This window comes from Bradyrhizobium zhengyangense, assembly GCF_022012435.1.
Taxonomy (GTDB): Bacteria; Pseudomonadota; Alphaproteobacteria; order Rhizobiales; family Xanthobacteraceae; genus Bradyrhizobium; species Bradyrhizobium zhengyangense.
The window spans coordinates 830,546-850,398 of sequence record NZ_JAKLUA010000001.1; the positions used below are offsets into that span (position 1 = coordinate 830,546).

Here is a 19,853-nt window from a genome sequence, read left to right on the forward strand (position 1 = left end):
GCGGTCAAGCCGCCAGCAACTGATCGAATTCCGGCGGCGCGTAGTCCTTGCCGTCCTGATCGGTGATGACGACCCGCCACCCCTCGCTTGCCCAAACCTTCGCCTTCGCCACGATGAGCAATCGGCTCTCGCGGGCAAAACTGTACTTCTCATTGTCGCGTTCTGCGATCATCTTGTAGGCCAATGCGCATCCCCTTGCGTTGCCCTGCACCCGATCTCGTCGTGGCAGCGGCCTTTGGCGGCAATTCGCCGGGAGCGTGGCAATTTGGTGCCGTCCGCGGCAGCATTGTGAGCCGGCACCCGCCCCTTCGGAGCGGTTGCGCCTCGTCATGGACCGCATCTTGAATGTGATTTTGCTTGCCTGGAGCTGGTTGAAGGGCTCGCCTGCGATTGCGCAGGTGCAGGGCTGCCAGCCAGGCTCCGGCCTATCGCCGCCGCGACAGAACCGATAGCGCCCGGGATCCGCTCTAGTGGACGCGGATCACATGCGGCCGGCCGAGATCTATCAGACCCTGCACCGCCGACAAACGGTCGTCCAGGGCAGCAATGGTGAGCAACAAATTGTTGCGGCGCTCGTCGAGCATTCCCATCTCGGCTCCGGAGAGTTTTGTGCTCGCCCGCTCCTTGTGGATGCCGTCGAGGGATTTGCGCAAGCCGGCAATCAGGCCGGCCAGTTGCTTGGCCTCTCTCGTCATCGACCGCTTCGCGACACTTTGACGGCGCGACTCCGCCTGGTTCTGTCTCATCGTCATCATCCTCCCGTAGCCCCGCTGCCCCGAGTGGATGCTTACATCTTTGGATACACATCTTACGTTCGATGAAATCTGCCCGCGAAGAACCGTCTTAAATTGTACGCGCACGGAACTCGCGCCAACCCAAACAAGAAGCCCGGCGTGAGCGCCGGGCTTTCGTTGGCGAGCTTAGTGCTTTTCATGGCCGCCGGGCGCCCCGCCACCATGCGGAGCGGCGTTGACGTGCGGAGCGCCGCCGCCGCCCGGATGCGGCATCGCGGCTGCCGGCGCAGGCGCAGCCGGACGCGGCGCCGGCATCTGCGCATGGGCATTCATCGGCGCGCCGTGGCTCACATTGGGCTGAGCCATATGCGGCATTGCGGGTCGGGCAGCGGGTGCGGCCGACATGCGCGGTGCTTCATGGACACGCGCCGTGGGCTGCGCGCGTAGCGCGGCACGGCTTGCCGCCTGTTGGTGCATCATGCGCGCCTGCGCATCGCGGGGATTGCGCGCCTGCACGGCGGTGCGCTCATTGACAAAGCGCTGGCTTCGTTCGGCGCGATTCCGATCGATGCCAACCGCAGCATCGCGCTTGGCGATGGCCGCATCATGCCGCGCCGTCACGGCGTCGCGCCCGGAGACCGCGACATTGCCCTTGATGTTGTCTTTGGCGTGCGCATCGCGGCCCAACGCGACCGCAGCGTCGCGCGTCGCCGCACGGCCGATACGGGCGGCGTGCGGATCGATCGTCATCCGCGTCGCGAAGCGCTCATGCGAAGTCCAGTAGCTATTCCAGTAGGCATGGCGACGATACCAGGGACGTCCCTCGTAATAGCTCGACCAGTACGAGCTCAGCACGAAGGGAACGACCGGCACGTCGACCTCGTCGACATAGTCGGGGAGATAGACGTAGTGATTGCGGTAGAGATATTCGAGATATTGCGACGATACCCAGCCACGGTCGTCGGAGAAGCTCACGTCACACCAGGCGTTGCCGCGCAGGCAACCATGGATGTTGACGCGGGCGCCTTCGGGGACGCGATCAACCAGCGGAAAGCCCGCACCCGGGCCGGCGCGCAAGCCGGTCGAGACGGTGACGATCCCAGGGGCAGCCAGTGCGGCCGTCGGTGCAAGCAGCAATGCGGCAACTAAAGCGGTTCTCAGTCTCATGGCGAAGTCCTCCTCTGAGAGGCGGAACGCGCGAGCGGAAGAAAGCGTTCCGCTCGCAAGCGTCGCATCCGCCAAAAGAGTGAGATGCGCACCTTGCACTGAGTTCGATATTCATCCGCCGTTCATCGGCGGAGCATGCGTCAGGTCTTCTGCAACATGAAGCCGTCGAAATATGCTGACAGCGCAGCAAAATCATCGAGCGGCACCACCTGCGCAACGTACTGATCCGGGCGCACCACGATCATGCAGCCGGCCTTCCGGTCGATGCCGCGCATGGCGAAGACGTCGTGGCCGCTTTTGAGATCGGGACAGAACATCTTTTCGTAGTCGAGCAGACCGTAGCGCCCCTTGCGTGGCAGCAACAGCGCGGGCATCGCTTGGATCGCAAGCTCGCGATGGTCCTGCTGAAACACCGCCCGCAGATCGATCACGGCATCGATGTCGGCGCCGGCAGGCGTGTATCGCTTCACCGGCGATTGCCTGGCTTCGGCAAGGAAACTGCAAAGCGCGCGAATGGCGGAACCGGCCGCGCTCGGATCTTCCGCGCCCGAGAACGCATAGATGCGGAAGCGTCCGTCCGCCTGCCCTGCGTGGCCAAGATGCACCGGCTTGGCATCGCCAAGCCGGATGACAGGCGCGGAATGGAAGCGCTTGCCGATGACGAAGCCTTTCGCGAGATGCTGATGCGAGGGCGCGGCAGTGAGGATCGACGGCGCGTAATGCGTCGCCGTGCCCGCCGTGTAGCGGCCATGCCTGACGAAATAATCCTGTGTCTTCGCTGCATCGGCGCCGCCGGCCTTCGCCGCCGAGGCCAAGATCCCGGCCCATTCACGATCGAAGTCGATCAGCTCCTTCGCCACTGCTTGCCGCTCGGCCGAATAGGAATGCAGCAGGCTTGGTGCGCTCTGCTTCCGCAGCACCGCCGCAAGCTTCCAGCCGAGATTGAAGGCGTCCTGCATCGAAACGTTCATGCCCTGCCCGGCCTTCGGGCTATGGGTGTGGCAGGCGTCCCCCGCAATGAAGATGCGCGGCTGACGCGTCGCGATCTCGGCCTCAGGCACGTCGTCGAACTTGTCGGTCAGGCGCTGGCCGATCTCGTAGACCGACCACCAGGCGATCTCCTTCACCTCGAGCGTATGCGGCTTCAGGATTCGCTGCGCCTTCGCAATCACGTCTTCAGCCGTGATGTTGCGATTGGCGACGCGCTCGCCGACATCGAGTTTTGCCAGCTCGACATAGATGCGAACCATATAACCGCCCTCGCGCGGAATGATGAGAAGGCTGCCATCCGTCGCCGACTGGATCAGGGTCTTGAAGCGGATATCAGGGAAATCGGTGACCGCCAGCACATCCATCACGCCCCAGGCGTGGTTGGCGGAATCGCCATGCAGCTCGCGGCCGATCGATTTGCGCACCGTGCTGCGCGCGCCGTCGCAGCCGACGACGTAGCGCGCCTTGATGGTCTCGACCTTGCCTTCATTCGCCGCGTCGCTACGTTCAAGGCGCACGGTCACCGCGTGATCGTCGGGACCTGCGGCCGGATCGATCTGGAGGTCGAGCAGACGCCTGTCGTAATAGGGTTCGAGCTTGGCCGGTGATTTGCGCATGACGTCGAGAAAGCCGTCATGAATGCGCGCCTGGTTGAGAATGACGTGCGGGAATTCCGACAGCCCGTCCTCGACGTCCTGCACACGACCGCTGCGGACGATCTTCTCCGCTGCCTGCTCGTCCGGCTTCCAGAACGTCGTCTCGTTGACCCAATAGGCTTCCTTCAGCACGCGCTCGCTGAAGCCGAAGGCGTGGAACATCTCCATGGTGCGGCAGGCGATGCCGTCGGCCTGGCCGACCGCGAGTCGGCCCGGCTTCTGCTCGACGATGCAGGTCTTGATGTCGCCGAATTGGGCGAGCTGCGCCGCGAGCGTCAGGCCCGCAGGGCCACAGCCGACGATGAGGACATCGACCTCGCCAGGCACGGCGCCTGCGGCCCCTGGGACCTGCACGCGCTCTGCGGGATCGGCGATTTCAGGGTCGCCCGGCTGGAATCCGTTGAGATGGAATTGCATGCGCACCTCTCCCGTTGACGAGTTATTCGATATTGATCAGTATACTGACTATCAGTATACTCGTCAATGATCCGCCGCCGTCCCTGCCCTCATGGAGAATTCGGTGAAAGACAACAACGACATGCCCGGCCATCTGGCGCGGCGATTTCAACAGATCGCGGTGGCGGTATTTTTGGCCGAGGTCGGCGAAGCCGGCTTCGACCTCACCCCGGTGCAGTACGCGGCGCTCGCGACCATCAAGGCCAATCCGGGGCTCGACCAGGTCACGCTCGCCGGCCTGATCGCCTATGACCGCACCACCATCACCGGCGTGGTCGATCGGCTGGTGCAGAAGGGACTTGCCGAGCGCCGCGCCAGCCCCCGCGACCGTCGCGCCCGCGAGCTCGAGATCACCGACGAGGGCCGTCGCACGCTGCGCAAGATCACGCCGGCGGTTGAATCCGCCCAAGCGATCATGCTCCGCGGCCTCAGCGCGAGGGAAGGCGAGGAACTGATGAGGCTGCTGCGCAAGGCCATCGCCGCCGGCAATGACCTCAGCCGCGCCCCGTTGCGCGATATCAAGGCATGACCGGTTCCCGGATACGTAGATGTCGCAGGCCGGTGAAACCAGGAACTAACCTTCGGCTGCTACCGTCGCTGCCAATTCGGCGCTTAACGCGCGATTAACTTTGCCGGGTTGGAGTTTCGGATGTTCAGGTTCGTCCTTGCGATCGCAGTCATCGCGCTGTCCGCCGGCCATGCGCTCGCGAACGGGCACGGCGGCGGCGAAGCCCCTCCTCCGCCGAAGCCCGACGCGACGACCGCGCCCGCGAGGGTGATCCTGACCAAGCAGGGCCCCAAGCTCGTCGATCTCAAGGGCATGACCCTCTACACTTACGAGCGCGACACCACCGGCAAGACGTCGAATTGCAACGGCAAGTGCACCGAAAACTGGGTGCCACTCGCAGCAACCGCCGAAGCCAAGCCCATCGGCGACTTTACCGTTATCAACCGTGAGGACGGCAGCAAGATGTGGGCGTACCGCTATCGCCCGCTCTACACCTCACCGGCCGACAAGGCGCCGGGCGATGCCAACGGCAACGCCACGACGCTGCAATGGCGTATCGCCCGTCCCGACAATTAGGGCGCGAACGGCGTGGGTCCGCCGCCACTCGACGCGCCCGCAAGCTTGGCGTGGGCCACCGAATCGACCGAGGCGTAATTCACCTCGGGCGTCCAGTGCAGCGCTGCGTAGACGACCAGTCCGGCCAGGATCGATCCATAGAAACCGAGCGTGGCCAAACGCCACCGGCGCACGATGCGGCGATCGTTCTCATCAAATTGTTCAATGAAATTTTGCATGATGCCTCCAATGGCAACGAGCCATGGAGGCATAGCGCAACTGCAGCAAAACGCCTGTGAAGCAATTCACCTTTGCGGCGATCCCGTCGCCGGCCGCGCCATCAAGCTTCGGTGAAGCGACCGACGTGACAGGTCAGATCGGTTGCCTTATCCGCGCCAGCTCGACCTCGACTCGATCTGCGCGTTTTGTCCTGGCGGCAGCACCACGACAGTCGCGTTGAGCTTCACCCGGTCGAACAGATCGATCACATCCTCGTTGCGCATCCGGATGCAGCCCGACGAGATCGCCTGCCCGATATATTCCGGCTGGTTGGTTCCGTGGATGCGGTAGAGCGTGTCCTTGTTGCCGACATAGAGATAGATGCCACGCGCACCCAGCGGATTGGCGGGGCCGCCGGGCACGCGCGCCGGATAGGGCCCCAATCGCGCCTGGATCTCGGGGGTCGGCACCCAGTCCGGCCATTCCGCCAGCCGGCCGACGCGCGCCACACCCGAGAAGGCCATCGCCTCCTCGCCGACCGCGACGCCATAGCGGATCGCCTTGCCGTCGGGCAGCACGTAATAGAGGTAGCGTGCATCGGTATCGACCAGGATGGTGCCCGGCTGCTCCTTGCGCGGATAATCGACGATGTGACGGAGATATTGCTCGGGCACATTCGCCTGGGCGTAAGGCGTGTGCGCGAGCAGCTGACGGTCGCGCGCCGTCATGCTCGCATCCGTCGATGGCGAGAGAGTCGTCTGCATGCAGCCGCCGAGCGGCAGCAACGCAGCAACGAACAAAACGAGGAGATATCTTGGCACCACCGGCCCCCCGATAGCGGATAGCAGCACCCCCAGCAGGCGCAGATGCTGCCCAAATCGTGCTGAAAACAAGGCAATGCGGAACACATGCCTGTGTTCCGCACATCAGGTTCCATCACCACATCTGGCAGAAGACGGTCGCGATGTCTCCACCGCCTCGCCTTGCTTTGGTCAAATCCGGCTGGACTCGTGGGGCAAAGAGTTCGGATGGGCTCAAGCAACAGATCGGCTCGCGCCAATGCGGACGACCATGGGGTCATAAGGAGCTGCAATGCTCGCGACGTTGAACAGCCGCCAGATCGTCGATGAGATCGTGAAGGACACGGTCAAGGACAACGATCCGCATGACGCGGTACAGATTTCGCCTGACGTGATCAAAGCGTCGCGCGTGGGCAGCGAGGCGCCGACGCTGGCACCGGAGTTCACGGCGCGTCCCGAGCCAAAATTCCCGCTGGAGCGGAAATTCACGATCGAGCCGAAGTTCAGTCCCGTATCGGAGCCGCAAGCAGCCGCGCCCCAAGCAGTTGCACCTTCGGTCGACACCGCCGTCCGCGTCACCGCAAGCGACGATCGCATCGAGCCGAAGCGATCGGCCGCAGGCAAATGGCTCCGCGGCGCCTTCCTCACGTTCCTGTTTGCGGGCGGCAGTGCCGCCGCGACGATCGCCTGGGAGAAGCACGGCGACACTGCGACGCAGATGCTCGCCGAATGGACGCCGACCCTGGCGTCGCTGCTACCTTCGACGTCGCAGACAGCACCGGTTGCAGCCGCGCAGGCGGCACCGCCCGTCGCGCAGGATCAGACCGCTGATCAAACGGTGCTACCGCCCGCCCCGCCAGTTGCCACGGCCGCTGCCGCGCCCGCCGCGCCTGCAGCTACACAAACCGATGCTGCGCCTGCAGTGGAATCGATGACGCGCGACATCGCCGCGATGGCGCAGCAGATCGAGCAGCTCAAGGCCAACATCGCCGAGTTGAAGGCTGGTCAGGAACAGATGGTGCGCGAGATGGCGAAGTCGCCAGCGCCCAAGCCGATCGCCGAGGCGAAATCACCGGTCAATCCGCCCGCACGCGTGTCGGCGCTGCCGCCGCGCGCTCCGGCGCCGATGCCTGTTCGCAAACCGAAGCCCGTGGTGTCGCACACCTACGCGCCGGCTTACGCGCCCGCGCCCTTAGCACCTCCGCCGCCTTCGCAGGCTGCCGCGGTGCCGCCGCCACCGGTCGCGCCGCCGGTCGCGACGACACAAGCTGTTGCTGATGATGACGGACCCGTCGTGCGTCCGCCGATGCCGCTGCGCTAGAGCCGCATCCATCGACGACGCAAGCTGTCCGACTCGACGTGACGATGTGAGTCCGTGCGACTACGGTGATGCGCGAACGTGCGCAAAGAGAAAAGGCCGTCGGGATTTATGCCGCCGGCCTTCTCTTGCAGCTGCCGGTTCCCGGAGCCCGGTTCTGCTGCAATTCTATGCCTTATGATCAGGCTGTTATATTTAATAAAATCTTAAAGCACCCGAACGTTGCACATCATTTCTGCGCCATACGCACAGAGATTGCGCGCTCCGTTCATCGGTTGGAGATCGACTCAGTGCTACGATCCAGCATGTGTCGAAGACTTCCGTTGAAGCCTTCCTGTGAAGATCTGGGTCGTCACACCGGGGAATTCGGATGCCTTACTATTCCTTCGATCTCGTTGACGGTGAAGAGTTCAAGAACCAGGGCGGAATCATCCTCGAGGACATCGAGGTCGCCTCTGATCGTGCCGTTCAACTCGCAAGCGAGCTGTCGCAGGTGAAGCCTGAGCTGCAGCGGAAAGGTTGCTCGGTGCGCGTCACCGATCGCGATCATAAAGAGGTCTATCGCACGCCGCTCGATCCCGTGCCGGCCTGGCGGCGCTAAGCGCCTGCACCGCACGAACAGGCAACAATCGCGCCCCGCCACCATTGCGGAGCGGCCCTCAGGACGCTAGCCTCCTCAAAAAACGAGGAGGACCTAGGGATGCGCGCCCCTTTTCTGATGGCAGGCCTGTTGCTGATCGCAGCTCCAGCCCAGGCGGCTGACGACCACACCCGCTCGAACTATGTGACGATGGTCTTGCAGGCCTTCGCCGCCAAGGTCGAGTGCCCTGGTACGGACGTGGTCTATCAGGATCTGGTGCAGAAGGCTCAGCAGATGCAACTGCCCGACGGCACCACCGAGCAGGTGCGCAAGGCCATTGCCTGGATGCACACCGGCGGCAAGATGGGCGAGAAGCAGGCCGACGACATCATGGCGGAGGTCGCGGTCGCAACCCAGACGACCGACCTCGACCAGCGCCGGCTCGGCATGAGCAATTGGTGCGAAAAGCAGAAGACCAGCCTCGCCGGTCTGATCCGCAGCAAGGGCGGCTAGGCCTAGCTTGGCCGTTAAGCACGCCGCGGCGGAACCGACGCTCCGGCCCATAATCGTCACATTCCTGGCCAGCATGCGGGTCGTATTCAACCCGGAGAACCCCATGCGGATACCTCATCTTGTCTTCGCCGGTGCGCTCGCGGTGAGCGCCGTGCTGGCAGCGCCAGCGCTGGCGAGAAATGCCGACGCCCAGAAGGGCGAGGACAAGGCGGCCTCTTCGTCCTGCAGCGCCTATCAGCAGGGGCCGGATGGATCCTGGGAGCAGCTTCCCTGCAAGGAGACCGGCGAGCGGGCGCAGCCGCAGACCCAGCACAAGCCGTTGCCGCAAGGCGCCGAGCAGGGCGAGCGCTGAGCTGCCGATCCTAGGGGAACCCGGCCGGTTCCGGTCGGGTTAAGGTGGACGGCTTGCCGCGGGGCCCCCGCCCAATAGAATGCGTGGACAGGCTGGAGAGCTGTCCTGGAAACGCCAACCCCGCGAGCGCTTGTGGATTCGATCGAGTTTGAGGACCTGCAACGCCGCCTGAAGGCGCTTGAGGAGGAAAACACACGCCTCAAGGCCCAGCGGATCGCCGTGGTCAGCGAGCGCCAGAAGGTCGAATCCGCCCTCGCCGAAAGCGAGGAGCGCTATCGAACGCTGTTCAACTCGATCGACGAAGGCTTTTGCATCATCGAGTTCTTCGACGGTCCTCATGGTCCGCTCAGCGATTACGTCCATGTCGAGGCCAATCCCGCCTACACCCAGCATGCGGGCATTCCCAACGTGGTCGGCCAGAAGGTCCGCGAGATGGTCCCGGATGAAGCCGACGGCTGGGTCGAGCTTTACGGCGGCGTCCTGCGTACCGGCCTCCCGATCCGCTTCGAGCGCGAGCTGGTCGCGACCGGCCGCCACCTCGAGCTCGCCGCCTTCCGGGTTGAACCAGCCAGCCGCAAGCAGGTCGCCGTGCTTTTCCAGGACATCACCAAGCGCAAGCGCGCCGAAGAGGCGCTGCAGCAGCTCAACGAAACGCTGGAGGCGCGGGTGGTCGCGGCGCTGGCCGAACGCAAGCTCATGGCCGACATCGTCGAGGGCACCAACGCCTTCGTGCAGGTCGTCGACCCCAACTTCCGCTGGCTTGCGATCAACAGCGCCTCTGCCCACGAATTTCACCGTATTTTCGGTACCATGCCGAAGGTCGGTGATAACATGCTTCAACTGCTTGAGGATCAACCGGAGCACTGCAAAGCTATCAAGGCCGTCTGGTCCAGGGCCCTTGCGGGCGAGGAATTCGTCGAAATCGGCGAGTTCGGCGACCCGGGCCGCGCCCGCAGATCCTACGAGATGCGTTTCAATTGCCTGCGCGATGGCGACGGTCAGCTGATCGGTGCCTACCAGTTTGTCTATGACGTCACCGAACGCCTGCGGGAGCAGGAGCGATTGCGTCAGGCCGAGGAGGCGTTGCGCCAGTCGCAGAAGATGGAAGCTGTCGGCCAGCTCACCGGCGGCATCGCCCACGACTTCAACAATCTGCTCACCGGCATCACCGGCTCGCTCGAACTGCTTCAGACACGGATCGGCCAGGGCCGCATTAAGGAGATCGACCGCTATGTGAACGCAGCGCAAGGCGCCGCCAAGCGCGCGGCCGCGCTGACCCACCGCCTGCTCGCCTTTTCGCGTCGGCAGACGCTCGATCCGAGGCCGACGGACCTGAACCGGCTCGTGATGGGTATGGAGGAATTGATCCGCCGCACCGTCGGTCCCGAGATCGCCTTGGAGGTCGTCACATCAGGCGGATTGTGGGCCACGTTGATCGATGCCTCGCAGCTCGAGAACGCGCTCCTGAATCTCTGTATCAATGCCCGTGATGCCATGCCGGGCGGCGGCCGCATCACCATCGAGACCGCCAATCGCTGGCTCGACGAACATGGCGCGGGCGAGCGCGATCTCGAGCCCGGGCAATATGTCTCGCTCTGCGTCACCGACACCGGCATCGGCATGCCCGCCGAGGTGATCGAGCGCGCTTTCGATCCGTTCTTCACCACCAAGCCGATCGGCCAGGGCACCGGCCTCGGCCTCTCCATGGTCTACGGCTTCGTGCGCCAGTCCGGCGGACAGGTGCGGATCTATTCCGAGGTCGGCCAGGGCACGACCATGTGCCTCTATCTGCCACGGCATTACGGCAAGGACGATGACAAACCGTCTCTGCTCGCCAGCAAGACCTCAGAGCGCCCGCAGGCGAGCCACACCATCCTGATCGTCGACGACGAGCCGTCGATCCGGATGCTGCTGACGGACGCGCTGGAGGAGATCGGTTTCAGCGTGATCGAGGCCCATGACGGCCCGACCGGACTAAGGATGCTGCAATCGGATGCGACGATCGACCTGCTCGTCACCGATGTCGGCCTTCCCGGCGGCATGAACGGCCGCCAGCTCGCGGATGCGGCGCGTCTCACGCGTCCGGAGCTGAAAGTTCTGTTCATCACCGGCTATGCGGAGAACGCCATCATCGGCAACGGACAGCTCGCGCCCGGCATGCAGGTGCTGACAAAGCCATTCGTGGTCGAGGCGCTGGCGAGCCGCGTCCTCGACATGATCAAGGACGGAACCGGAAAGACCTGACGGCGCTCAGCTGTGGGCCGGGCCCCGCATGATCTTCATGGCATCGGCGATGTGACGCCATTCCTTGGCCTCGTCAGCCTCCCCACGCCCCTCGCAGGCCTGCGCCTGTTCGGCAGCCTTGGCAATCGCCGCGAAACCATGCTGTTCCAGCATCTGCCGGGCGACGGTGTGAACCTGGACCTCGGACATCATGGGCGTTCTCCCGTTATGAGGACACCGCAGCGCCCGGCTCGGCGCTCCGCGGTTTGGTGACAACGACCGAATAGCGCGTCTCGTTCCGCTCATCTGCAAACGACGAAGGCGGCCCGCTGTGCCCAGCGGACCGCCTTATCACCCACCCCAAATCGGGAGCGGCGTCGGCCGGGCACCCCTACCCGACCGCCACTTTCTTGCGCTCGAAATCGTTGGGCACCTCAATGTCGACCTCGAGGGTCGAGACCTCGTCGCCGCGCTCGAGCCGTACGATCACTTTGGTCGGATCCAGCATCACGTGCTTGGAGACGACGGCCAAAATTTCCTCACGCAGCACACCGAGCAGATCGGGTTGGCCGCGCATTCCGCGTTCATGGGCAAGCAGAATCTGCAGCCGTTCGCGAGCGACGGGTGCGGATGCCTTGTTGCCGCGGAGAAGCCGGAGCAGACCCATGCTCATGCAGCCCTCCGTCGCAGCAATCGATCCATGAAGCCCTTGCGCTCAACAGGCACCTGCATGGCGATGGTCTCGCCGCACAGCCTGCGCGCCGCGTCGATATAGGCTCGCGCGGGTGCGCCTTCGGCGTTCGACAGCGTCACTGGCGTGCCGACATTGGAGGCGCGCAGCACGTCCTGGCTCTCCGGGATGATGCCGAGCAAGGGCGTTGCGAGGATTTCCAGGATGTCGTCGATGGTCAGCATCTCGCCGCGCGCCGCGCGCGAGGGATCGTAGCGGGTGATGAGAATGTGCTTCTCGACCCGTTCGCCCTTCTCGGCCCGCACGGTCTTGGAATCCAGCATGCCGATGATGCGATCGGAATCGCGCACCGAGGACACTTCCGGATTGGTGACGATCACGGCCTCATCGGCAAAGCGCATCGCCATGGAGGCGCCGCGCTCGATGCCGGCCGGGCTGTCGCAGATTACCCAGTCGAAGCGGCTGCGCAAATCGGCGATGACCTTGCCGACCCCCTCTTCCGTGAGCGCATCCTTGTCGCGGGTTTGCGAGGCCGGCAGCAACCAGAGATTCTCCAGCCGCTTGTCCTTGATCAGCGCCTGCGGCAGCTTTGCCACGCCCTGCACCACGTTGATGAGGTCGAACACCACGCGGCGTTCGGCGCCCATCACGAGGTCGAGGTTGCGCAAGCCGACGTCGAAATCGACGACGACGACCTTGTCGCCGCGTTGCGCCAGCGCAGCTCCCAACGCGGCGGTCGTGGTCGTCTTGCCGACGCCGCCCTTGCCTGATGTCACGACCAGTACCTTGGCCATTTCAAATATCTCCTTCTGGTCAGTTCAGCGCAGTAATTCGCATGGTGTTGCCTTGCAGCCAGGCCTGGGCCGGCTTGCCGCGCAAGGCGCTGTCGATGTCGTCCGCAGTTTGATAAAATCCATCAATTGCAAGCAGTTCGGCCTCGATCTTCTGGCAATAGATGCGCGCGCTCGTGTGTCCGTTAACGCCCGCCATGGCGCGGCCGCGCAGCGCGCCGTAGATATGGATGGATCCGCCGGCGACGACCTCGGCGCCGGAGCCGACCGAGCCCAGAATAGTGACGTCGCCTTCCGGAAATATCACGGTCTGGCCGGAGCGCACGGGGCTCTCAAGCAGCAGCGAGGTCGGCCTGCTCTCGGCCTTGGCCTCCGGCTTCTTCGGGGCCGTCGGTTCGATCACGCAGCTGCGCCCGCCCGACAGCAGCGGCGGCATCGACGGGGTCAGCCTGCCCTCGTCCACGCCCTCGATGCCGAGCACGCGGATGTTGCGGTCCTGCAGGCTGGTGAGCAGATGGCCGATGCCGGCTTGGCTGAGATCGACCGAGGACAGGTCGATCACCACAGGCCGTCCGGCGAAGAAGCCCGGCGAGCGCGCGATGGTGGTGTCGATCTCCTGGAGCCAGTCCTGGATCGGAACCGTCGGCACGAACACGAAGGCCACGTAGGAGCGACCGCGCAGGCGCACCATTTGGCGTTGGACTTTTGCTGCAGCCTCCATAGCGGCCGACTCGTTCCCTGTTATTGAATGGTTAACGATGCCGTCGATATGGTTAATGGCCGGTTAATTTCTCCGTGGGGTTACGTGGTACACCCGAACTGTCATCGCCCGCGAAGGCGGGCGATCCAGTACTCCGAGACGGTTTTGGGTCAATCGATAGGCCGCGGCGTACTGGATGCCCCGCCTGCGCGGGGCATGACTCTGGATTATGAGGCAAGCGCTTTCGTCGACAGCCCCTACTTCTTCACCTTGCTCGCATCCATCTTGATGGCGGGGTCGAGCATCTTGGTCGTGAACGCTGTGGTCACGTCGAACGGCTTTTCCATGCCGAGATAGGTCTGGACCAGCTCGTAATCCTTCTTCATCCGCTCGCCGTCGATCCAGCCCAGGCCCTTGGTCGTGGTGAACTCGTCTGTCATCAGAAACTTGATGCGCTCCCACTGGCGTTCCTGGTTCTCCTTGTCGAGACCGGAGACCTGGTCGAGCAGCGCCTTCAGGCATGGCGTGACGTCGGCAACGCAGGCGGCAAAGGCCTTCTGCGAGATGCGCACGAAATCCTCGACGAGCTTCGGGTTCTTCTGCAAATACGCGCCGTTGACGATCAGCGAATTGCCGTAAGGGTTGAGGCCGATGTCCTTCCAGTTGACGTAGCCGAGGTCCGGCCCGAACTCGATCACCTTCAGATCGTGCTCGTTGTAGAAGTCGCTGATGATGTCGACCGTGTGGCTCTTCAACGCTGCGATCTTGGCGGTCGGACCGATATTGACGAAGCTGACGGAGTCAGGCGCGAGACCCGCCGCCTTCGCGAACGCAGGCCACATCACGCGCGAGGCATCGCCGGGCGGATTGCCGATCTTGTGGCCGGCAAAGTCCTTCGCGCCGTTCACGCCATAGCTCTTCAGCCAGTAGAAGGTCTGGCCGGTATTTGCGTAAATGCTCATCAGGGCGACATCGTCGGCGCCCTTGCTCTTGGCGACCAGCATGGTGGCGAGATCGGCGATGCCGAACGGTGAGCCGCCGGAGCCGACCTTGGCGGCGGAGACGCCGGAGCCCTTGCCGACCTCGATGGTGAGGTCGATGCCAGCCTTCTCGTACCAGCCTTGCGCCTTGGCATAGTAGAACGGCGAATGATCGGCGGTCGGCGTCCAGTTCAGGATCAGGTTGACCGCCTCGCCCGCACCTGCCGGGGCCACCGGCAATCCGAGCATCAGGGTTACGATCGCAGCCTGCAAACGCTTCATCGTACTCTCCTCATTCCCGCGACCCGGCTTGTCGCTCCCGCCATGTCCGGTTACCAATGCAACAAGCCCGTCCTCAACTTGTCAACTGTTTGGTTGGAAATGCCCGCAAAACGCTCAGGCGACACCGTGCCGCAGCGCCGCGACCCCGTCGCTACCCGCAAGAAACTGCTCACCGCGGCACGCCAGGAGTTCGCCCGGCACGGTTTTGCGGGCGCCCGCGTCGACGAGATCGCCGAGCGCGCCGGCGTCAACAAGCAGCTGGTCTACCATTACTTTGGCGACAAGGACGCGCTCTACCTCGCCGTACTCGAATGGGTCTATGAGGACATCCGCGAACAGGAGCGCAGGCTCAATCTCGAAGGCCTGCCGCCGGACAAGGCGATCCGCCGGCTGATCGAGGCCTCGTTCGACCATCTGGCCGCCAACCCTGATTTCATCGTACTTTTGAACGATGAGAACCGCGGCGGCGCCCGCCATGTCCGCGGTTCGACGCGGCTGGAGGCGATGCATTCGCCGCTGGTCAAGAGCGTCTCGCACATCCTCCATGAGGGCGTGCGCTCAGGGATGTTCCGCAAGGGGATCGACCCCATCCAGCTCTACATCTCCATTGCGGGCCTCTCCTATTTCTTCTTCTCCAATACGCCGACGCTGTCGGCGATCTTCGGCAAGGACCTGTCGAGCCGTACGGCCCGGCGCGCGCGCCGCCGGCATGTAGCCGATCTGGTGCTGCAATCGCTCCGGCCGTAATCAACCAGCTGGTTGAAACTTGCCCCGCGGACGGTTAGGTTCGGCTTGCGGCAGCGAGGCCGAAGCAATAGGGAGCGGATGGTGGCAGGTGGCGGAGCAAGGCCGGCGCGCAGCTTTGCGATCGTCCTGATCGTGCACCTCGCCGTGCTCGTGCTCTGGCAGGTCGCGGTCGACGCCTTCCACGTGCCGAAATTCATCCTTCCCTCGCCGCTTGCGACGGTGCAGACGCTGGGAACCGCCAGCTACGCCTGGGGCGCCAATACGCTGGTGACGGCGATCGAGATCCTCGGCGGCTTCGCGCTCGGCGCCGTCGTCGGCGTCGCGCTCGCCGTGATCTTCAGCTGGGCGCCGCTGGTGAGCCTGGTGCTGCTTCCGCTGTTCGTGACGCTGAACATGATCCCGAAGGTCGCGCTGGGACCGCTCTTCATCGTCTGGTTTTCGTACGGCATCCTGCCGAACATCCTGATCGCCTTCAGCATCTGCTTCTTCCCGATCCTGCTCACCACCGCGCGGGGCCTGCGCGAGGTCGAGCCCGACCTGCTCGATCTCGTCAAATCGCTGCGCGGGTCGCGCTGGACGCTGTTCCGCAAGATCCAGCTGCCGGGCTCCCTGCCTTACGTGTTCTCCGGCATGAAGGTCGGCGCCATCCTCGCGGTCGCCGGCGCCATCGTCGGCGAGTTCATCGCCTCCGAGCGCGGGCTCGGCTACCTCATGATCCAGGTGCAGTCCTCGCTCGACACGCCCGCGATGGTCATGGCCGTCGTGCTGCTGACGCTGCTCGGCGTGGCCCTCTACGGCCTGGTGCTCGCCCTCGAACACATGTTCGTCGTCGGCGACGCAAGACAAACCTGAGACGGCAAGCCTAACGAAGGACCGATCGATGCTGCTCACCCGCCAGACGCTGCCGAAGACCATTCCTGACATCGCAGCGCTCGACGATCTGCTGTGCCGGCCAACGCAGGCGCTGATCGATGACCTCAAGAAGGTCGAGGGCGACATCATGGTCCTCGGCGTCGCCGGCAAGATGGGCCCGACGCTGGCGGGGCTGGCGAAGGCTGCGGCGCCGGATCGCCGCGTCATCGGTGTGGCACGCTTCAGCGAGGCCGGCATCAAGGACTGGCTGCACGCGCGCGGCGTCGAGACCATCAATTGCGACCTCCTGGACGAGACCGCGATCAAGGCGCTGCCGAAGGCGCCCAACATCGTCTTCATGGCCGGCCGCAAGTTCGGCGCCGAGGGCGATCTTTCGCTGACCTGGGCAATGAATGCGCATGTCCCGGCGCTGGTGGCGCAGGCCTTCCCGTCATCGCGGATCGTGGCGTTCTCGACCGGCTGCGTCTATCCGTTCGTGCCGGTCGACGGCAAAGGCTCCACCGAAGAGATGGCGCCGAACCCGCCCGGCGAATACGCCCAATCCTGCGTCGGGCGCGAACGCATGTTCGAGTATTTCTCGCACAAGTTCGGCACGCCTGGACGGCTGTTCCGGCTCAATTACGCGATCGACATGCGCTACGGCGTGCTGCACGACATTGCCACGAAGGTGCTCACGGGCACGCCGATCGATGTCAGCCTTGGCCATGTCAATTTCATCTGGCAGGGCGATGCCTCCGCGCAGGCGCTGCGGTGTCTGGCCCATTGCACGGCGCCGACCTCGCCGATCAATGTCAGCGGGCACGAGATCCTTGCTGTGCGCGACCTCGCCACGAAGTTCGGTGCAAGGTTCGGCCGTGCGCCAGCGCTGATGGGCAAGGAAGAGCCGACCGCCTGGCTCACCGACACGTCGAAAGCGGTCGAGCTGTTCGGCCTGCCCGTCGTCGACACCGAGCAGATGATCGCCTGGACGGCCGACTGGGTCTCCCGCGCCATGCCGAGCCTCGGCAAGCCGACCAAATACGAGGTGCGCGATGGCCGTTACTGACGGGCTGCCCGTCATCAAGCTCGGCGTCGAGGATGCGATCGCCGGGCTCGTGCTGTCGACGGAAGCGAAGTGGAACCAGACCGAAGAGGATTGGCGCGTCTTCCTGCACGAGGGCGTCGTGTTCGGCATCCGCAACGGCCCACTGCTTGTCGCTACCGCTGCGCTGCTGCCCTACTCCGGCAACAACGCCTGGATCAGCATGGTGCTGGTGACATCGAGCCATCGCCGGCGCGGCCTCGCAACGCGCCTGGTCGACGCCTGCCTTGAAACCGCACGCAAGAACGGATTGACCAGCTGGCTCGATGCGACGCCCGAGGGCGCTGCCGTCTACGGGCCGCTCGGCTTTACCCCGACGCTGCAACTGCGGCGATTGAAATTGGTCATGCCGCCGCGCCTCCCCACGCCACCGCCGCCGGCCGCATCGCTCGATACGCTGCGCACACGGGACCTGCGCGCCACCGGTTTCGACCGCAGCGCCCTCCTCACCGCCTTTGCGCAGCGCTCCGGCTCGCGCATCGTCGCCTCGCACGGCGCGATCGCGCTGATCCGCGACGGCAGGACCGCGCGCCATATCGGCCCCCTGTTTGCGGACAATGCCGCCGACGCGCTGGCGCTGGTTCACGCGATCGCGCGATCCGAGAACGCACCGCTGCTGATCGACGCGGTCGCCCCGCAGGCCGCGTTCCTGGAAGGATTGATCGCCTCGGGCTGGACCATCGAACGACCGTTCCAGCGCATGCGGCTCGGCCCCGCCACATCAGCGGGCGATGAAATGCCGTTCGCCGTTGCCGGCCCTGAATTCGGATAGGACATCATGCACCACAGCCAGATCAACAGCGACATCCGCAAGCTGATTGCCGAAGGCACCGTGCTGCCGGCGCATCCGCTCGCCCTCACCGCCGAGCGCCAGCTCGATAAGAGACATCAGCGCGCGCTGACGCGCTACTACATCGACGCCGGCTCCGGCGGTCTCGCGGTCGGCGTCCACACCACGCAGTTCGCGATCCGCGATGTCGGCCTCTACCGACCCGTGCTGGAGCTTGCCGCCGAGACGGCAGCAAACTGGACCAGGCGGCCGCTGGCGATGGTCGCGGGCCTTGCTGGTCCAACAAAGCAGGCCGTCACTGAGGCCCGCACGGCACGCGACATCGGCTATCACGCCGGCCTGCTCAGCCTCGCCGCAATGAAGGGCGCTTCCGAGGACGAGATCATCGCGCATTGCACGGCGGTCGCCGTCGAAATCCCGCTGGTCGGCTTCTACCTCCAGCCGGCCGTCGGCGGCGTCATCCTGTCGAGCCGGTTCTGGCAGCGCTTTGCCTCGATCGACAATGTCATCGCCATCAAGATCGCGCCGTTCAACCGCTATCGCACCCTCGACGTGCTGCGCGGCGTCGCCGCCGCCGGCGCGCTCGACCGCGTCGCGCTCTACACCGGCAACGACGACCACATCCTGCTCGATCTGATGCTGCCATTCGACCTGCGCGACAAGGGCGTCACCACGCGCACCTATTTCAAGGGCGGTCTTCTCGGCCATTGGTCGGTGTGGACGGCGAGCGCCATCAAGCAGTTCGAGCGCTGCAGACAGGCGCGACACAAGGACAGCGTGCCGGCCGATCTGCTCGCGCTCGATGCCCGCGTCACCGACTGCAACGGCGCCTTCTTCGACGTCACCAACAATTTCCACGGCTGCATCGCCGGCTGTCACGAGGTGCTGCGGCGTCAGGGCCTGATGCGGGGCCTATGGTGCCTCGATCCGAACGAGGGCCTCAGCCCCGGCCAGAAGGAGGAGATCGACCGGGTCACGCGCGAGCATGCCGACCTCAGCGACGATTCCTTCGTCGCTGCCAATTTGAGCAAATGGCTGGCATGAGCCCAAAGCCATTCATCAGCCTGCAAGGCGTTCGGAAGATCTACCGCAGCGGCGGTGGCGAATTCCTGGCGGTGTCCGACGTCACGATGGACGTGCAGGAAGGTGAACTGGTCTCGCTGGTCGGCCCGTCCGGCTGCGGCAAGACCACGGTGATGAAGATTCTGGCGGGCTTGCACAAGGCCGATGGCGGCACGGTCACGATCGGCAATGCCGACAGCCCGTTTGATCCGAGCCGCGACATCGGCATGGTGTTTCAGCAAGCGTTGCTGCTGAAATGGCGCACCGTCCTGGACAATGTGCTGCTGCCCGCCGAGATCGTGGGACTGCCGATCAAGGCCGCACGCGAGCGGGCGCGCGACCTGCTCAAGCTGGTCGGACTTGCCGGCTATGAAGAGAAATATCCGCGCGAGCTTTCCGGCGGCATGCAGCAGCGCACCGCCATTGCGCGTGCCTTCATCCACGATCCAAAGCTGATCCTGATGGACGAGCCGTTCGGCGCGCTGGACGCACTGACGCGCGAGCAGATGAATCTGGAGATGCTGCGGATCTGGCGCGAGAGCGGCAAGACCATCGTCTTCGTCACGCATTCGATTCAGGAAGCCGTGTTCCTGTCCTCGCACTGCGCCGTCCTGACCGCGGGCCCTGCGAAGATGGCCGACTATTTCCCGATCGACCTGCCCTTCCCGCGCGACCTGCCGCTGAAAACGACGGATGCGTTCGGCGTGTATGCGCGGCGCATTTACGCGAAGCTGGGGCTGGGCGCGGCGTAGACCACACGACAGGTCTCGTAGGGTGGGCAAAGC

Annotated in this window: 24 protein-coding genes; 13 read left to right on the forward strand and 11 right to left on the reverse strand. The window is 64.4% G+C overall.

Annotated features, from left to right (window positions below; all coding sequences use genetic code 11):
* Window positions 1-4: 4 nt before the first annotated feature.
* The 4 genes from L6637_RS04035 to L6637_RS04050 form a co-directional block, all read right to left on the reverse strand.
* The gene (locus L6637_RS04035; RefSeq protein WP_338076515.1) at window positions 5-211 is read right to left on the reverse strand and encodes a hypothetical protein; all 207 of its coding nucleotides are present in this window, start codon (window positions 209-211) and stop codon (window positions 5-7) included.
* A gap of 256 nt (window positions 212-467) precedes the next feature.
* Entirely contained in the window at window positions 468-746 is a 279-nt protein-coding gene (locus L6637_RS04040; RefSeq protein WP_164934154.1) for a hypothetical protein, read from the reverse strand.
* Window positions 747-920: 174 nt separating this feature from the next.
* Window positions 921-1,901, reverse strand: a complete 981-nt coding sequence (locus L6637_RS04045) for an SH3 domain-containing protein (RefSeq protein WP_237869279.1) — start codon at window positions 1,899-1,901, stop codon at window positions 921-923.
* A gap of 140 nt (window positions 1,902-2,041) precedes the next feature.
* Complete coding sequence (locus tag L6637_RS04050) at window positions 2,042-3,964, reverse strand: FAD-binding monooxygenase (protein ID WP_237869281.1); 1,923 nt, start codon at window positions 3,962-3,964, stop codon at window positions 2,042-2,044.
* 103 nt (window positions 3,965-4,067) lie between these two features.
* On the opposite strand from L6637_RS04050, the gene L6637_RS04055 reads away from it, so the two are divergent.
* The gene (locus L6637_RS04055; protein ID WP_237858145.1) at window positions 4,068-4,532 is read left to right on the forward strand and encodes a MarR family winged helix-turn-helix transcriptional regulator; all 465 of its coding nucleotides are present in this window, start codon (window positions 4,068-4,070) and stop codon (window positions 4,530-4,532) included.
* A gap of 120 nt (window positions 4,533-4,652) precedes the next feature.
* Window positions 4,653-5,087, forward strand: a complete 435-nt coding sequence (locus tag L6637_RS04060; protein WP_237858147.1) for a COG4315 family predicted lipoprotein — start codon at window positions 4,653-4,655, stop codon at window positions 5,085-5,087.
* Here L6637_RS04060 and L6637_RS04065 read toward each other — a convergent pair.
* Window positions 5,084-5,305: a hypothetical protein gene (locus L6637_RS04065; RefSeq protein ID WP_237858148.1), complete on the reverse strand. Its 222-nt coding sequence runs from the start codon at window positions 5,303-5,305 to the stop codon at window positions 5,084-5,086. The genes L6637_RS04060 and L6637_RS04065 overlap by 4 nt on opposite strands.
* 147 nt (window positions 5,306-5,452) lie before the next feature.
* On the reverse strand, window positions 5,453-6,106 hold the full coding sequence (locus L6637_RS04070) for a L,D-transpeptidase (protein ID WP_237869283.1): 654 nt from the start codon (window positions 6,104-6,106) through the stop codon (window positions 5,453-5,455).
* 271 nt (window positions 6,107-6,377) lie between these two features.
* On the opposite strand from L6637_RS04070, the gene L6637_RS04075 reads away from it, so the two are divergent.
* The 5 genes from L6637_RS04075 (at window position 6,378) to L6637_RS04095 (ending at window position 11,092) form a co-directional block, all read left to right on the forward strand.
* Window positions 6,378-7,406 (forward strand): hypothetical protein, encoded by a 1,029-nt coding sequence (locus L6637_RS04075; RefSeq protein WP_237869285.1) that lies wholly within the window; start codon window positions 6,378-6,380, stop codon window positions 7,404-7,406.
* Between the two features lie 367 nt (window positions 7,407-7,773).
* The gene (locus L6637_RS04080) at window positions 7,774-8,004 is read left to right on the forward strand and encodes a DUF6894 family protein (protein WP_057757659.1); all 231 of its coding nucleotides are present in this window, start codon (window positions 7,774-7,776) and stop codon (window positions 8,002-8,004) included.
* Window positions 8,005-8,103: 99 nt separating this feature from the next.
* Window positions 8,104-8,496: a hypothetical protein gene (locus tag L6637_RS04085; protein WP_237858151.1), complete on the forward strand. Its 393-nt coding sequence runs from the start codon at window positions 8,104-8,106 to the stop codon at window positions 8,494-8,496.
* Between the two features lie 103 nt (window positions 8,497-8,599).
* A complete protein-coding gene (locus tag L6637_RS04090; protein ID WP_237858152.1) occupies window positions 8,600-8,848 on the forward strand; it encodes a hypothetical protein in 249 nt (82 codons plus the stop codon).
* A 132-nt stretch (window positions 8,849-8,980) separates the two neighbouring features.
* The gene (locus L6637_RS04095) at window positions 8,981-11,092 is read left to right on the forward strand and encodes an ATP-binding protein (RefSeq protein WP_237869287.1); all 2,112 of its coding nucleotides are present in this window, start codon (window positions 8,981-8,983) and stop codon (window positions 11,090-11,092) included.
* A 6-nt stretch (window positions 11,093-11,098) separates the two neighbouring features.
* On the opposite strand, the gene L6637_RS04100 is transcribed toward L6637_RS04095, so the two are convergent.
* From L6637_RS04100 to L6637_RS04120, 5 genes are all read right to left on the reverse strand, one after another.
* On the reverse strand, window positions 11,099-11,284 hold the full coding sequence (locus L6637_RS04100; protein ID WP_094974415.1) for a hypothetical protein: 186 nt from the start codon (window positions 11,282-11,284) through the stop codon (window positions 11,099-11,101).
* A gap of 178 nt (window positions 11,285-11,462) precedes the next feature.
* Window positions 11,463-11,744, reverse strand: coding sequence for a cell division topological specificity factor MinE (gene minE / locus L6637_RS04105; protein WP_128952114.1), 282 nt, complete (start codon window positions 11,742-11,744; stop codon window positions 11,463-11,465).
* Window positions 11,741-12,556, reverse strand: coding sequence for a septum site-determining protein MinD (gene minD, locus L6637_RS04110; protein ID WP_237858153.1), 816 nt, complete (start codon window positions 12,554-12,556; stop codon window positions 11,741-11,743). The genes minE and minD overlap by 4 nt, the downstream gene beginning before the upstream one ends.
* Before the next feature lie 19 nt (window positions 12,557-12,575).
* Window positions 12,576-13,274, reverse strand: a complete 699-nt coding sequence (minC, locus tag L6637_RS04115; RefSeq protein WP_237858154.1) for a septum site-determining protein MinC — start codon at window positions 13,272-13,274, stop codon at window positions 12,576-12,578.
* Window positions 13,275-13,510: 236 nt separating this feature from the next.
* A complete protein-coding gene (locus L6637_RS04120; protein ID WP_237858156.1) occupies window positions 13,511-14,515 on the reverse strand; it encodes an ABC transporter substrate-binding protein in 1,005 nt (334 codons plus the stop codon).
* Window positions 14,516-14,614: 99 nt separating this feature from the next.
* On the opposite strand from L6637_RS04120, the gene L6637_RS04125 reads away from it, so the two are divergent.
* The 6 genes from L6637_RS04125 (at window position 14,615) to L6637_RS04150 (ending at window position 19,820) form a co-directional block, all read left to right on the forward strand.
* Entirely contained in the window at window positions 14,615-15,262 is a 648-nt protein-coding gene (locus L6637_RS04125; RefSeq protein WP_237858157.1) for a TetR/AcrR family transcriptional regulator, read from the forward strand.
* Between the two features lie 81 nt (window positions 15,263-15,343).
* The gene (locus L6637_RS04130) at window positions 15,344-16,114 is read left to right on the forward strand and encodes an ABC transporter permease (protein WP_237858158.1); all 771 of its coding nucleotides are present in this window, start codon (window positions 15,344-15,346) and stop codon (window positions 16,112-16,114) included.
* A 28-nt stretch (window positions 16,115-16,142) separates the two neighbouring features.
* The gene (locus tag L6637_RS04135; protein ID WP_237869289.1) at window positions 16,143-17,180 is read left to right on the forward strand and encodes an NAD-dependent epimerase/dehydratase family protein; all 1,038 of its coding nucleotides are present in this window, start codon (window positions 16,143-16,145) and stop codon (window positions 17,178-17,180) included.
* Entirely contained in the window at window positions 17,167-17,988 is an 822-nt protein-coding gene (locus tag L6637_RS04140; protein WP_237869292.1) for a GNAT family N-acetyltransferase, read from the forward strand. The genes L6637_RS04135 and L6637_RS04140 overlap by 14 nt, the downstream gene beginning before the upstream one ends.
* 6 nt (window positions 17,989-17,994) lie before the next feature.
* Window positions 17,995-19,050, forward strand: coding sequence for a dihydrodipicolinate synthase family protein (locus L6637_RS04145; RefSeq protein ID WP_237869294.1), 1,056 nt, complete (start codon window positions 17,995-17,997; stop codon window positions 19,048-19,050).
* Complete coding sequence (locus L6637_RS04150) at window positions 19,038-19,820, forward strand: ABC transporter ATP-binding protein (RefSeq protein ID WP_237869296.1); 783 nt, start codon at window positions 19,038-19,040, stop codon at window positions 19,818-19,820. Before L6637_RS04145 ends, L6637_RS04150 begins: the two co-directional genes overlap by 13 nt.
* Window positions 19,821-19,853 lie beyond the last annotated feature (33 nt).

Coding starts and splice junctions, on each gene's coding strand:
- L6637_RS04060 (WP_237858147.1), top strand. CDS start 4,653: ATGTTCAGGTTCGTCCTTGCGATCGCAGTCATCGCGCTGTCCGCCGGC.
- minC (WP_237858154.1), bottom strand. CDS start 13,274: ATGGAGGCTGCAGCAAAAGTCCAACGCCAAATGGTGCGCCTGCGCGGT.
- L6637_RS04075 (WP_237869285.1), top strand. CDS start 6,378: ATGCTCGCGACGTTGAACAGCCGCCAGATCGTCGATGAGATCGTGAAG.
- L6637_RS04145 (WP_237869294.1), top strand. CDS start 17,995: ATGCACCACAGCCAGATCAACAGCGACATCCGCAAGCTGATTGCCGAA.
- minE (WP_128952114.1), bottom strand. CDS start 11,744: ATGAGCATGGGTCTGCTCCGGCTTCTCCGCGGCAACAAGGCATCCGCA.
- minD (WP_237858153.1), bottom strand. CDS start 12,556: ATGGCCAAGGTACTGGTCGTGACATCAGGCAAGGGCGGCGTCGGCAAG.
- L6637_RS04050 (WP_237869281.1), bottom strand. CDS start 3,964: ATGCAATTCCATCTCAACGGATTCCAGCCGGGCGACCCTGAAATCGCC.
- L6637_RS04040 (WP_164934154.1), bottom strand. CDS start 746: ATGAGACAGAACCAGGCGGAGTCGCGCCGTCAAAGTGTCGCGAAGCGG.
- L6637_RS04120 (WP_237858156.1), bottom strand. CDS start 14,515: ATGAAGCGTTTGCAGGCTGCGATCGTAACCCTGATGCTCGGATTGCCG.
- L6637_RS04065 (WP_237858148.1), bottom strand. CDS start 5,305: ATGCAAAATTTCATTGAACAATTTGATGAGAACGATCGCCGCATCGTG.
- L6637_RS04080 (WP_057757659.1), top strand. CDS start 7,774: ATGCCTTACTATTCCTTCGATCTCGTTGACGGTGAAGAGTTCAAGAAC.
- L6637_RS04150 (WP_237869296.1), top strand. CDS start 19,038: ATGGCTGGCATGAGCCCAAAGCCATTCATCAGCCTGCAAGGCGTTCGG.
- L6637_RS04045 (WP_237869279.1), bottom strand. CDS start 1,901: ATGAGACTGAGAACCGCTTTAGTTGCCGCATTGCTGCTTGCACCGACG.
- L6637_RS04085 (WP_237858151.1), top strand. CDS start 8,104: ATGCGCGCCCCTTTTCTGATGGCAGGCCTGTTGCTGATCGCAGCTCCA.
- L6637_RS04090 (WP_237858152.1), top strand. CDS start 8,600: ATGCGGATACCTCATCTTGTCTTCGCCGGTGCGCTCGCGGTGAGCGCC.
- L6637_RS04125 (WP_237858157.1), top strand. CDS start 14,615: ATGCCCGCAAAACGCTCAGGCGACACCGTGCCGCAGCGCCGCGACCCC.
- L6637_RS04100 (WP_094974415.1), bottom strand. CDS start 11,284: ATGATGTCCGAGGTCCAGGTTCACACCGTCGCCCGGCAGATGCTGGAA.
- L6637_RS04135 (WP_237869289.1), top strand. CDS start 16,143: ATGCTGCTCACCCGCCAGACGCTGCCGAAGACCATTCCTGACATCGCA.
- L6637_RS04140 (WP_237869292.1), top strand. CDS start 17,167: ATGGCCGTTACTGACGGGCTGCCCGTCATCAAGCTCGGCGTCGAGGAT.